6 protein-coding genes and 1 pseudogene are annotated in these 13661 nt (G+C 68.2%); 3 read left to right on the forward strand and 4 right to left on the reverse strand.

Translation table 11 applies throughout. From position 1 onward, the window contains the following. Positions 1-33 precede the first annotated feature (33 nt). The 4 genes and pseudogenes from Q9R39_RS06180 to Q9R39_RS06195 all read right to left on the reverse strand — a co-directional run bounded on the left by Q9R39_RS06180 (position 34) and on the right by Q9R39_RS06195 (position 4567). A complete protein-coding gene (locus Q9R39_RS06180) occupies positions 34-372 on the reverse strand; it encodes an STAS domain-containing protein (RefSeq protein WP_058250027.1) in 339 nt (112 codons plus the stop codon). Then, a pseudogene (locus Q9R39_RS06185) lies at positions 372-2349 on the reverse strand (glycosyltransferase family 2 protein). The gene Q9R39_RS06180 and the pseudogene Q9R39_RS06185 overlap by 1 nt, the downstream one beginning before the upstream one ends. Beyond that, a complete protein-coding gene (locus Q9R39_RS06190; RefSeq protein WP_078113583.1) occupies positions 2346-3578 on the reverse strand; it encodes a PP2C family protein-serine/threonine phosphatase in 1233 nt (410 codons plus the stop codon). The pseudogene Q9R39_RS06185 and the gene Q9R39_RS06190 overlap by 4 nt, the downstream one beginning before the upstream one ends. Then, the gene (locus tag Q9R39_RS06195; protein ID WP_078113584.1) at positions 3575-4567 is read right to left on the reverse strand and encodes a glycoside hydrolase family 26 protein; all 993 of its coding nucleotides are present in this window, start codon (positions 4565-4567) and stop codon (positions 3575-3577) included. Before Q9R39_RS06195 ends, Q9R39_RS06190 begins: the two co-directional genes overlap by 4 nt. 270 nt (positions 4568-4837) lie before the next feature. On the opposite strand from Q9R39_RS06195, the gene ettA reads away from it, so the two are divergent. The 3 genes from ettA (at position 4838) to Q9R39_RS06210 (ending at position 13615) form a co-directional block, all read left to right on the forward strand. After that, on the forward strand, positions 4838-6511 hold the full coding sequence (ettA, locus tag Q9R39_RS06200) for an energy-dependent translational throttle protein EttA (protein ID WP_065629023.1): 1674 nt from the start codon (positions 4838-4840) through the stop codon (positions 6509-6511). Between the two features lie 40 nt (positions 6512-6551). Then, complete coding sequence (locus tag Q9R39_RS06205) at positions 6552-11285, forward strand: NAD-glutamate dehydrogenase (RefSeq protein ID WP_078113585.1); 4734 nt, start codon at positions 6552-6554, stop codon at positions 11283-11285. Positions 11286-11353: 68 nt separating this feature from the next. Beyond that, the gene (locus Q9R39_RS06210) at positions 11354-13615 is read left to right on the forward strand and encodes a molybdopterin-dependent oxidoreductase (protein ID WP_078113586.1); all 2262 of its coding nucleotides are present in this window, start codon (positions 11354-11356) and stop codon (positions 13613-13615) included. The last annotated feature ends 46 nt before the right edge of the window (positions 13616-13661 follow it).

Consider the following 13661-nt stretch of genomic DNA (forward strand, 5'->3'; position numbering starts at 1 on the left):
TCCTCGATCTCTGGGTGAGTGGGACGGGTCCCGTCAGGCCCCGTCGAAGGCGTCGTCGGCCGACGGGTGGACGCGCAGAACGCGATTGAGATTGGTCAACTCCAGGACGGTGACCACCTGCGGCGTCGGGGCCGCGATCCGGAGGTCGCCGCCGGCCTGGCGTGCCACCTTCAACCCGGAGACGAGTGCGCCCAGGCCCGAGGAATCGATGAAGTCGGTGCCGGACAAGTCGACGACGATCCGGGCCGAACCGGACCCGACCAACTCGTGCAACTGGTCTCGGAGTCGCGGGGCGACAACCATGTTGAGCCGGCCCTCGGGCCGGATCGCCACGGCGCCGCCGTCGACGCTACGTGTTGCGAAATTCGCCATCACTGCCCTTCCTCATCGGGACCGCGGTACCGCACCGCGGTGATGACAACGCTCAGGATCACCAGATCGAACACTACCCAGAACAGGTTCACGCCGACGCCGAGAACGGAGACGGCGCCCCGGTACAGCTGCACGATACCGATGACCGAGGCCACCACGAGCAACGCCATCGCGATCAGCTGTGGCCGAACGATGTGCCAGGGCAACGCATCCTGCGACTGCTTGGTCTTCGGGGTCACCGCGAAACCGAGCGGACGGTTCATGTAGACGTTGCGAAATGCGGTGGTGCACGCCTTGATCCAGACGGGGAACAGAGCGAGGCTGTACTGCTGGCCGCGCCACGTCGGCGTGCCTCGTGCCACCACCAGGAACAGTATCTGGTTGACCACCAGGAACGGGATCAGCCGCAGGAAGAAGTCCCAGCTGTAGGCCTCGACCGGCAGGATGCCCAGCACCAGGTAGACCACCGGTGCCGCGATGTAGGCGATGGCCGCGAAACCGGCGAGGTAGCTCCACATCGTCGCCCAGTACATGAGTCGCTGGGTGAGGGTGAGGCCCTTCTGTACCAGCGGGTTCTCCCGCAGCATCACCTGGATCGTGCCCTGCGCCCACCTAAGCCGTTGCGTCACCATGGTTTTCAGGTCCTCCGGCGCCAGGCCGAAGGCAAGATTCTCGTGATGATAGGCGGAGTTCCAGCCGAGGGCGTGCAACCGCATACAGGTCGCCATGTCCTCGGTCACCGAGATGGTGGCCAGGGGCAGCATGGGCTGGGCCTCGTCGGATCGCCCGACGTCGACCGCCGCGACCATGGCGCGGATGGATTCGATGGCGCCGAGCGGCGACCACTCGCGCTCGGCGAGGACCGCGAGTGCGTCGTAGTCGACGGCGCCGGCACCGGCTTCCTGCTCGCTCAGCTCGGTGAGCGCCTCGATGGCCTCGAGGTCGGCGCGCATGGCCTCGACGTCGGCGTCGACGAGCCCGCGTGCCGCCTCCTCGACGCGCGCCTGGAAGCGATAGGTGATCTCGGCCAGTGGCTCTTTCTTCTTCAGCTGCGCGCGAGCGTCTTTCACGGCCTCGTCGACGGCGTCGAGCGCGGCCGAGGCGGTGGGGTTGTCTTTCCCGACCTGCTTGCGCGTCGACTTGAGGACAGAACGCGCGGTGCGCAGGGCGCGATCGATGCCGTCGGAGACGGCGGAGACGTACTGGGTGATGCCGAGCTGCATCAGCGCCTCCCGGCGCAGCACGGCGTTGGATCCGCAGAAGAACGCGGCGTTCCACCCGTCCTTGCCCTGCTGGATCGGCCCGTAGAACAGCGGAGCCTGGCTGCCGAGCGGGTCCCCGGGCGGCACGTTCACGAAATACTGCGGCGTCTGGACGAGGGCCATCTTGTCGTCGTGGAAGTAGCCGAGCGTGCGGTCGAGGATCTGCGGTTCGGGGATCTGATCGGCGTCGAGGATGAGGAGGAACTCGCCGTCGGTCTGCATCAGGGCGTTGTTCAGGTTGCCGGCCTTGGCGTGTCGTGGTTTGTCGAGCCAGTTCGACGATCGCGTGATGTACCCGATGCCTGCCTGGGCCGCGGCCTCGGCGAGCTCGGGTCGATCACCGTCGTCGAGGATCCACGTGGTGTGCGGGTAGGTGATCGCCTTCGCCGCGACGGCGGTCTTCATCACCAGATCCAGGGGTTCGTTGTAGGTGGTGATGAAGACGTCGACGGTGGCGCCCTCGGGCGGGGGAGGCGGGTCGGGGCGATGCTGCAGTCGCCACATCGTCAGCCCGAACAGCAATGAGTCGATCAGGCTGTACGTTTCGGCGACGACCAGGGGAACCGCTATCCACCACGCGTCCCAGTTCACCGACGCCAGCCAGCGCCACACGATGTAGTTGATCCCGAGGATCGCGGCGGCGACGATCACCCAGCCGCAGCCACGGCGACGGGGCCGTGCGTGCGAGGGTGGCCTTCTCGACGCTCTCGCTCATCCCGCATCGTCTCGACGAATGGCCACGACGGTCACATCGTCGATCGGCGGCCGTGAGGCGACCAGTTCGCTCACCATCGAGCACGCCTCCGACGGGGTCGAGGTGTCGGCGAACAGTGCCTGCAACGCCGACTCGTCACCAGACGGCAAGAGGTCCAGCAGCCCGTCGGAGGTGATGACGACCATGTCGCCGGGATCGAGGTGGACCCGGGCGGAGTCCCAGGTGTCGTCGCGCAGGATGCCGATCGGCAGACCGCCCCCGGGGAGCGACTCCACACCTCCGGCGGCCCGGCGGACGATCGACAGACCGTGGCCGGCGTCCACGTACTCGAGCTGCCCCTCGTCGGTGTGCAGGCGTGCATGGAACGCGGTCGCGAACGTCTCGGTGCCGGCGAAGTCGTCGGCGAGCTGATCGGCCACCGTCTCGACCACCTTCGCGAGGTCGGCGTCGGCCGCACCATGTCCGGCGGCGTCGAGTGCGCGGGATGCGGCTCGGATCGCCGATCGAACCGTCGCCGTGAGGATCGCCGCGCCGAGTCCCTTCCCCATGACGTCGGCGACGGTGAACACCAGGCCGTCGCTCCAGGGGTAGTGATCGTAGAAGTCCCCGCCGACGGCGAAGGCGGGCAGGCACATCGCCGCGATCGACCATCCGGGGACGACTCCGAGGGGCGGCGGCAGCAATTGACGCTGCACCAGTGCCGCGCGTTCCAGGTCGTCGCTGTTCGCGATCTCCCGCTGCGCCCATGCGGCGAGCTCGCGGAACGCCGCCTCCTGATCGGTGGTGAGTTCCCGCGGCCGGGTGTCGTACAGACAGAAGGTCCCCACGGGATGTCCGCCGGGGCCGTACAGCGGATATCCCGCGTAGAAGCGGATTCCGTCGTCTGCGGCGATCTGCGGGATCGCGGCGAAGGCCGGGACCTTCGAGACGTCGGGGATGATCAGCGCCGGATCGTCGGGGTGGTCATAGGCGCGCGCGACCGTCACCTGGCACACCGTCTGTTCCCGCGGCAGGTTCTGCAGCTCGATGCCGTCGACCGCCTTGAACCACTGCCGGTCTCGGTCGAGCAGCGACACCGTCGACATCGGTACGCCGAACACGGCTTTCGCCATCCGGGTGATCTGCGCGAACCGATCCTCCGGGGGCGAGTCGAGTACGTTCAACTGCTGCATCGAATGCAGTCGTGCCTCTTCGATGTCGGCATCGATGTGCGCGTCCACCAGGGTCACCTCAGTCCCGCTTTCTCGAGTGCGTGCGCCATCGCGGCGCCCGCTGCTGCCGTGCTGCCCAATCTCCAGTCCGCTTCTTTGTCGTGGTCGAACCAGACAAAGCCGGTGACGTCGTCGGCGTCGTCGAGGTAGGTCACCAGGTCGGCGATCCAGTCGGCTTTGGAACCACCGGCTTCTGTCGACCCGACCTCTGTGACGAGTATCGGTTTCTCGGAGGACAAGTTACGAAGCTGTGCAAACGAATCGGCGAACAACTCCGCCGGCGGAGTCCATCGGTGGCCGGGCACCGCGCCCCAGTTGTAGCCGTCGATCCCCAGGACGTCGACGTAGGTGTCGCCCGGGTACCAGCGTGACAGCGGAGCGTCGTCGGAAAGGGGGACATTCGGGGCCCACACCCACTTCACGTTGGTCGCGTTCTTGGACGCGAAGAGGTCGTGGACATGGCGCCACGCGGCGATGTACAGCTCGGGGGAGGTCCCGCCGGCGGGGCTCCACGGGTACCAGTCGCCGTTCGGCTCGTGCGCGAACCGGAGGTAGACGATCCCGCCCCAGGCGACGAGTTCGTCGGCCCAGCGGTACAGGTAGTCGTCGTGGGCTCCGGCCACGATCGACGACATCGTGAACGCGCCCCAGTCGTAGTCGTCACCACCGAGGTGGCGCCACGGCTCCCAGGTGACCACCGGTTCGGCACCCGAGGCGACCACGGCGTCGAGTGCGGCGATCGGGGGGATCGCGGTGAAGTCCTCGAAGAACAGGTTGACGGTCGGCCGGACCCCGACGAGGTCGGTGACCGCGGCGACCTCGGCCGGGCGGAGCGGGCCGCTCGGGGTGCTGACACCGAACCGCAGGCAGTCCCCGGCCGGGGCGTGCAGGGGAGAGATGGTCGGCGGACACTCGCGCGGCGCCGGCTCGCAGGCGACGACGCCCATCGACCCGACCATGACACCCAGGACCACGGACACGATCGTCCATCTGGGTACCGCACCCATCGACCGCTCCCATCGCCTCGCCGCCGCACACCGGCACGGCGCTCACCCATTCCCCCGTTCTCGTCCCCACGACATTCTCTCGGCAAACCTGCCCACCCGCGCGTCAACCGCGAAAGACGGTGCACCGAACCGGCGCAGACGCACCGGACCGTCGCCCGGCATGCGACGGCGACTAGGCTTGTCCCCATTGTGTGTGCGCCCGGGCGCGCACCCCCCGCGTCCGCGGCAGACAGATCACACGGCATCGAGCAGGTCCGAAGGAGTTTTCACGTGGCTGAGTTCATCTACACGATGAAGAAGGTTCGCAAGGCGCACGGCGACAAGGTCATCCTCGACGACGTCACCATGTCCTTCTACCCGGGCGCCAAGATCGGCGTCGTGGGACCCAACGGCGCGGGCAAGTCGTCGATCCTGAAGATCATGGCCGGCCTGGACCAGCCGTCGAACGGCGAGGCGTTCCTCGACCCCGACGCAACCGTCGGCATCCTCCTGCAGGAGCCGCCCCTCAACGAGGAGAAGACGGTCAAGGAGAACGTCGAGGAGGGCATGGGTGAGATCAAGGTCAAGCTCGACCGCTTCAACGAGATCGCCGAACAGCTCGCGACGGACTACTCCGACGAGCTGATGGAAGAGATGGGCAAGCTCCAGGAGGACCTGGACAACAACGACGCCTGGGACCTCGACTCCCAGCTCGAGCAGGCGATGGATGCGCTGCGCTGCCCGCCGGCCGATTCGCCGGTCACCCACCTGTCCGGTGGTGAACGTCGCCGCGTCGCACTGTGCAAACTGCTGCTGCAGAAGCCCGACCTCCTGCTGCTCGACGAGCCGACCAACCACCTCGACGCCGAGTCGGTGCTGTGGCTGGAGCAGTTCCTCGCGAACTACTCGGGAGCAGTGCTGGCCGTGACCCACGACCGGTACTTCCTCGATCACGTCGCGCAGTGGATCTGTGAGGTCGACCGCGGCAAGCTGCACCCCTACGAGGGCAACTACTCGACCTACCTGGAGAAGAAGGCCGAGCGTCTCGAGGTCCAGGGCAAGAAGGACCAGAAGCTGCAGAAGCGGCTCAAGGAAGAGCTCGCCTGGGTCCGCTCCGGCGCCAAGGCCCGCCAGACCAAGAACAAGGCCCGCCTCGCACGCTACGAGGAGATGGCGGCCGAAGCGGAGAAGACCCGCAAGCTCGACTTCGAGGAGATCCAGATCCCGACGCCGCCGCGCCTGGGCGACGTCGTGGTCGAGGTCTCGCACCTGGACAAGGGCTTCGAGGGCCGGGTTCTCATCAAGGACCTGTCGTTCACCCTGCCGCGCAACGGCATCGTCGGTGTGATCGGTCCGAACGGCGTCGGCAAGACGACCCTGTTCAAGACGATCGTCGGCCTCGAGCAGCCCGATTCGGGCACGGTGAAGGTCGGCGAGACGGTCAAGCTGAGTTACGTCGACCAGAGCCGCGCCAACATCGACCCCAAGAAGACGGTGTGGGAGGTCGTCTCCGACGGGCTCGACTACATCGAGGTCGGCCAGAACGAGATGCCCTCGCGCGCCTACGTCAGCGCCTTCGGGTTCAAGGGCCCTGACCAGCAGAAGCGCTCGGAGGTGCTCTCCGGTGGTGAGCGCAACCGCCTGAACCTCGCGCTCACCCTGAAAGAGGGCGGCAACCTGATCCTTCTCGACGAGCCGACCAACGACCTCGACGTCGAGACCCTGGGCTCGCTGGAGAACGCGCTGGAGCAGTTCCCCGGGTGTGCCGTGGTCATCAGCCACGACCGCTGGTTCCTCGACCGCACCTGTACCCACATCCTGGCGTGGGAGGGCAACGTCGAAGAGGGGCAGTGGTTCTGGTTCGAGGGCAACTTCGAGGCCTACGAGGCCAACAAGGTCGATCGCCTCGGCGCCGACGCCGCCCGCCCGCACCGGGTCACGCACCGCAAACTGACTCGCGATTAATCCCGGTTCCGCCCGGCGCGGGTGACTAGCATCGGCAGATGTGACGTCACTCGTTCCGGACGCGGTGGACCACTACTTCAGGTCGCGGACCGACGGGTCGGCAGGTGAGTCGGCCGCCGACCGGGTGCGCAGACATCTCGATGACGCGCGGGTCCGCCGCCGCGGAGAGGCGCTCGTCGGGGTGACCGCGGGCGAGGGCGGCACCGTCGAGATCCTCGTCGTCAACGACGACATGCCGATGCTCGTCGAAGCCGTCCTGGCGACGGTCGAGGCGCACGACCTCACCGTCGATCGCATGGACCACCCGGTGATACCCGTTCAGCGGGACCCCGACGGCACACTCGTCGCCGTCGACTCCGGCGAGACGACCCCGGAGTCCTGGATCGCGGTCTGCGGCCTCGCACGTCACCCGGGCATCGATCCTGAACCGCTGCGCGACGACCTCCGCGAGGTCGTCTCGCGGGTCATCGACGTCGACGCCGATGCGTCGGCGATGCGCTCTCGGATGGCCGAGTGCGCCGCCGGGATGGCCGAGGCGCCGCTGCCGGGGGCCGGAGTCTCCGACGCCGACCGTGGTGAGTACGCCGCACTGCTCGAGTGGTTCGCCGGCAACCACTTCCACCCGCTGGGCCATGTGCGGGTGGGCGGGGACGGGCCCGCCGGGGACGCCGACCGTCTCGGTGTGTGGCGAACCGACTCCATCAGCCGCGACTTCCCGTCGGTGACTAATCGTCCGCTGGTCCCGCGGGTCAGCCGGGTGTTCGTGGCGACCGGCATCCAGCGCACCAATTTCCCTGTGCTCGTGCAGGTTCCGACGTTCGATGCGAATGGCGAACACGACGGCGAGCATCGTTTCCTGGGTACCCTCACCTCCGCCGGCAATCATCAGGCGGTGCTCGACGTCCCGGTCCTGCGCGCCAAGGTGCACGACGTCCTCGCGCAGGCGGGCGTCGAGGAGGATTCCTTCGCCGGTCAGTCCATGATCGAGCTGCTGCAGAACTATCCGCTGGTGGAGATGTTCTCGTCCACCGAGGACGAGCTCGAACGCCGCCTGACCGAGATGCTGGACGCGGTGGCGACGCGGTCGCTGCGGCTGTTCCTGCGCACCAACTTCGACGGACGCACCGCCGTCGCCCTCATCTACCTGCCCCGGGACCGCTACAACACGTCCACCCGTCTCGCCCTCGAGCGCGCGCTCGTCGCCGAGGTGGACGGGACCGGGCTGGAGTACACGGCGCGTGTCAGCGAGATGCCGTTGGCACTGTTGCAGGTGCTGGTCTGTATCGACCCGACGACGGCGGCCGAACTCGGCTCGGTCGACACCGGATCACCGGCCCACGCACGCGTGCAGGCGGCGCTGGTCGCCGCCATCCGCGGTTGGGACGAGCGGGTGCGCGAACTGGCTGTCGCAGAAGACATCCCGGCACTCGACGGCGGCCCGGACGTGCTGCTGCGCCAGTTGTCCTCGTTGTCGGAGGACTACAAGGAGCTCCGCGAGCCGCATGCGGCCCTCGCCGACCTCATCCGCGTCGTCGGTCTGGAACCGGGTGAGATCGACGTGACCCTCGACGCCGCCGAGACGGCGACCGACGGGCGCGAGCCGGACCGGTGGATCTTCACGCTGTACCTCTGCGGTGCGTCGGCGACACTGACCGATGTCCTGCCGGTGTTGCACAGTCTCGGTCTCGATGTCCTCGAGGAGCACCCGTACGAGATCCATCGGCTCGACGACACCGTCTGCTGGGCCTACGAATTCAGCGTCCAACTCGCGGCCGGGATGACCGTCGACCTCGACCACGCCGACGACCTCGCCGATCGGTTCACCGAGGCGTTCCGCCGGATCTGGCTCGCCGGTGCGGACGTCGACGCCTACAACGAACTCGTCATCAGGTCGGGCCTGGACTGGCGGTCGGCGGCGATGCTGCGCGCCTACGGGCAGTACCTGCGCCAATGCGGGTTCTCGTACAGTTCGGCCCACGTCGCCAGCGTCCTCGGCCAACACCTCGCCATCACCCGCGGCCTCGTCGACCTGTTCGTCGCGTCGTTCGATCCCGACACCGCCGACGAACAGCGCCGAAAGCGGGTACGCGACAAGCTCGACGAGGAGATCGGACTCGTGTTGAGCCTCGATGCCGACCGCATCGTCTCCGCGTTCGCGGCGGTGCTGTCGGCGACCGACCGCACGAACTACTTCGTCGACGGCGGGTCGTCGGACTCCGATCACTGTCCGGTCATCTCGTTCAAACTCCGTCCGCGCGACATCCCGCAGACCCCTAAACCCCGTCCGCTGCACGAGATCTTCGTCTACTCACCACGCGTAGAGGGGGTGCACCTCCGATTCGGCTCGGTCGCCCGTGGCGGCCTGCGCTGGTCGGACCGCCGGGAGGATTTCCGCACCGAGATCCTCGGCCTGGTCAAGGCGCAGGCGGTGAAGAACGCGGTGATCGTGCCGCTCGGCGCCAAGGGCGGTTTCGTGGTCAAACGGCCGCCGCCGCCGACCGGTGACGCCGCGCGGGACCGGGAGGCGCAGCGGGAGGAAGGGATCGCGTGCTACCGGCAGTTCATCGCCGGCCTGCTCGACGTGACCGACAACATCGACCTCGCGACCGGGGAGGTGATCCCCGCCCGCGGGGTCGTCCGGCTCGACTCCGACGACACCTACCTGGTGGTGGCGGCCGACAAGGGCACCGCCTCGTTCTCCGACATCGCCAACGACGTGTCGAAGTCGTACGGGTTCTGGCTCGGCGACGCCTTCGCCTCCGGCGGGTCGGCCGGATACGACCACAAGGCCATGGGTATCACTGCCCGGGGCGCGTGGGAGTCGGTCAAGCGGCATTTCCGCGAGATGGGTACCGACACGCAGTCGCAGGACTTCACCGTCGTCGGGATCGGCGACATGAGCGGCGACGTGTTCGGCAACGGGATGCTGCTCAGCGAGCACATCCGGCTCGTCGCCGCGTTCGATCACCGGCACATCTTCGTCGACCCCGATCCGGAGGCGGCGGCGTCGTTCACCGAACGGAAGCGGTTGTTCGGCCTCTCGCGGTCGTCGTGGGCGGACTACGACACCGACCTCATCAGTGCCGGCGGCGGGGTGTGGGAGCGCGACCGCAAGTCGATCCCGATCACCCCCGAGATGGTGGACGCGCTAGGCATGGAAGACGGTACGACAGAACTCTCACCCCCCGAATTGATACGCGCGATCCTGCTCGCTCCGGTCGACCTCCTGTGGAACGGCGGCATCGGGACCTACGTGAAGGCGTCGACCGAATCACATGCGAGTGTCGGCGACAAGTCCAACGACGCGATCCGCGTCGACGGGAACGAGTTGCGTGCCAAGGTGATCGGGGAGGGCGGCAACCTCGGGGTCACCGAACGCGGTCGCATCGAGTTCGACCTCGCCGGGGGCCGGATCAACACCGACGCCCTCGACAATTCGGCCGGGGTCGACTGTTCCGACCACGAGGTGAACATCAAGATCCTGCTGGACGCGGCGGTCTCGGCGGGCGGCCTCGACGCCGACGAACGCGACCCCCTGCTGGAGTCGATGACCGACGAGGTCGCCGAACTCGTTCTCGCCGACAACATCTCGCAGAACTCCGAGCTCGGATTCTGCCGCACATTCGAGCTGCTGCGGGTGGAGGTGCACGCCCGCATGCTCGAACACCTCGCCGCCAAACGTGGCGTCGACCTACGCTTGGAGGCGCTGCCCGAGCCGCGCGAGCTGCGCAAGCGGGTCGGCGGCGAGCTCCACCGCGGTCTCACGTCGCCCGAGTTCGCGACGCTCATGGCGCACGTCAAGCTCGAGTCCAAATCCGACCTGCTCGCCACCGACCTCCCCGACAACGACGTGTTCGCACCCCGCGTCGCGCGCTATTTCCCGGACGCGGTGCGCACCGAGCATTCCGACGCGATCAGCGGACACCGGTTGCGGCGTCAGATCGTGGCGACGACCCTCGTCAACGACGTGATCGACCACGCCGGGATGACCCACCTGTTCCGGTTGAGCGAGGGGAGCAGCTGCAGTACCGAGGAGGGCGTCCGCGCGTATGTGGTGTCCAACAAGGTCTTCGGCATGAATGAGGTGTTCGAGGGCATCCGGCATGCACCGGCTCCGGTCGAGGCCGTCGACGAGATGATGCTGTACGCGCGCCGTCTGCTGTTCCGCGCCTCGCGGTGGCTGCTCGCCTTCCGGCCGCAACCATTGGCCATGGCCGCCGAGATCACCCGCTACGGCGAGCGGGTGGCAGCACTGTCCGAGGTCATCGACGACTGGTACGGGCCGAGTTCGGCACGCGATGTCGCCGAGCGCGCCGACACCTACATCGAGCACGGCGTTCCCGAGGACCTCGCCCACACCGTCGCGGCTAGCCTGCACCGCTTCTGTCTGCTCGACATCATCGACGCGGCCGAGATCGCCGACCGGGACGCCGGCGAGGTCGGCGACCTCTACTTCGGGGTGATGGAGCACTTCGGTCTCGAACAGCTGCTCACGGCGGTGTCGGGACTCGAATTCGGCGATCGATGGCATGCGCTGGCCCGGTTGGCAGTGCGTGACGACATGCACGGTGCGCTCCGTGCGCTGACCCTGCGGATCCTGGAGGTCAGCGAACCCGGCGAGAGCACGGCCGACAAGATCGCCGAGTGGGAGTCCTCGCGGTCGAACCGGCTGAGCCGGGTACGTAGCGTGCTCCGGGAGATCGAGGAGACCGGGACCGCGGATCTGGCCACGCTCTCCGTCGCGGCCCGGCAGCTGCGGAGCGTGATCCGCTGATGCGCAGGCGACGGCTGCCGTCGTCGAATCCGTCGCAGTCAGGTGTGCCGAGCGCCTAGCCTGAGCACATGACCCGAACCGCACCGCGCATCTGCCCGCTCTGCGAGGCCACCTGCGGTCTGACCCTCACCATCGGCCGGGACCGCACGACCGGCGGTGAGATCGTCACCGCCGCGCGCGGTGACGCCGACGACGTGTTCAGTGCCGGCTACTTGTGTCCGAAGGGTGCGAGTTTCGCCCAGCTCGACAACGATCCCGATCGTCTCGACCGTCCGCTCATCCGGCGCGATGGTCGGCTCGTCGAAACCGATTGGGACACAGCGCTGACCGCTGCGGTCGACGGGCTGCGTGAGGTGATCTCGACCTCCGGCGGCGAGTCGATCGGCTTCTACCTCGGCAATCCGTCCGCGCACACCGTCGCCGGCACGATATACGCGCCCTTGCTCATCCGGGCACTCGGCACCCGCAACGTGTTCAGCGCCAGCACCCTCGACCAGATGCCGAAGCAGGCGGCCACCGGTTACCTCGTCGGTCATGCCGGGACCTTCGCCGTCCCGGACCTCGACCGCACCGATCATCTCGTGATCATCGGTGCGAACCCGGTGGTCTCCAACGGCAGTGTAACCACCGCCGCCGACTTCCCCGGGAAACTGACCGCGCTGCGCCGCCGGGGCGGCCGCCTGACCGTCATCGACCCGGCACGCACCCGCACGGCGAAGCTCGCCGACACCCACATCGCGCCGCGTCCCGGAACGGATGCGGCGCTGCTGTGCGCGGTGGTGCAGTGCCTGTTCGACGAGGATCTCGTCGCCGACGACCTCGGCGGGATCGCCGCGCATGTCCTCGGTGTGGAGGCGCTGCGCGACGAGCTGAGCGGTTACACTCCCGAACGGGTCGCCTCGTTCTGTGGTGTGGCGGCCGCCGACATCCGGGCTCTCGCCCGGTCGATCGCCGCGTCGGAATCGGCCGCCGTCTACGGCCGGATGGGCACCACCACAGTGCAATTCGGGACCATCGGCAGTTGGCTCATCGACGTGGTGAACATCCTCACCGGCAACTTCGACCGGCCCGGGGGAGTGATGTTCCCGCTCGCACCGACCGCTCCGTCGCCCCGCCCGGCCCGTGCGGGCCGGGGGTTCCGTACCGGGCGGTGGCGCAGCCGGGTTTCCGGTCACGCGGAGGTCGGCGGTGAGCTCCCCGCCGTCGCGATGGCCGAGGAGTTCGAGACGCCCGGCGAGGGGCGGTTGCGGGCGCTGGTGACGGTGTCGGGTAACCCCGTCCTGTCCGCGCCGAACGGCGCACGACTGGGACGCGCACTCGACGACGCACAGTTCGTGGTCTGCGTCGACCCCTATCTGAACGAGACGACGCGGCACGCACACGTCGTGCTGCCGCCGCCGCGCCCGTCGCAGAGTCCGCATTTCGATGCCATCCTGAACAACCTGGCGGTCCGGGCCACCGCCCGCTACTCGCCGCCCGTGTTACCGCTGCCGGCAGGCCGTCCCGACGAGATCGAGATCGTGTGCCGGCTGATCATGGGCCTGTCCGGGGCCGGGGTCGACGCCGACCCGGGGCTCGTCGACGAACAGGTCATCGCGGCGACTCTGTCGAAGGAGGTCACCGACCCCTATTCGCCCGTCGCCGGCCGTGACGTCGCCTCGCTCGTCGCGAAGTTGCCCGACGCGCCCGGGCACCAGCGTCGGCTGGACATGCTGTTCCGCCTCGGGGCGTACGGCGACGCCTTCGGCGCGCGCAACGGCCTCACGTTCGCGGATGTGCTGGCCGCGCCGCACGGCATCGACCTGGGGCCGATGCGGCCGCGCCTGCCCGGGGTGCTCCGCACGGCATCCGGCAAGATCGAACTCGCTCCCGACCCGCTCATCGGCGACCTCGCACGCCTGAGCGCAGCGGTGGACGCCGGGGGCGACCCGGCGCCGGCCGCCGACGGCAGCCTGCTGCTGGTCGGCCGCCGCCACCTGCGGTCGAACAACAGCTGGATGCACAATCTCCCGGCCCTCACCGGCGGTACCAATCGCTGCACCCTGCTCATGCATCCCGACGATGCCGACCGACTCGGCATCTCCGACGTCGCCAAGGTCCGTGGTGCGGGCGGTTCGCTGACCGTTCCCGTCGAGATCACCACCGACATCCGGCCCGGGGTCGCGTCGCTGCCGCACGGGTGGGGTCATGATGTCGACGGCATCAGACTGGGCGTCGCTGCCGCCGAGCCGGGTGTGAACGTGAACGACCTGAACGACGGCGCCCTGCTGGACCCGCTCTCGGGGACCGTCGTCCTCAACGGTCTGCCGGTGGAGATCGCGCCTGCTTGACCGGGTCGGGTAGTGCGTAGGGTTGGGCCGGGGTGGCCGCGCTGGC

The sequence above is a fragment of the Gordonia sp. AC31 genome, assembly GCF_031844505.1.
Taxonomy (GTDB): Bacteria; Actinomycetota; Actinomycetes; order Mycobacteriales; family Mycobacteriaceae; genus Gordonia; species Gordonia hongkongensis.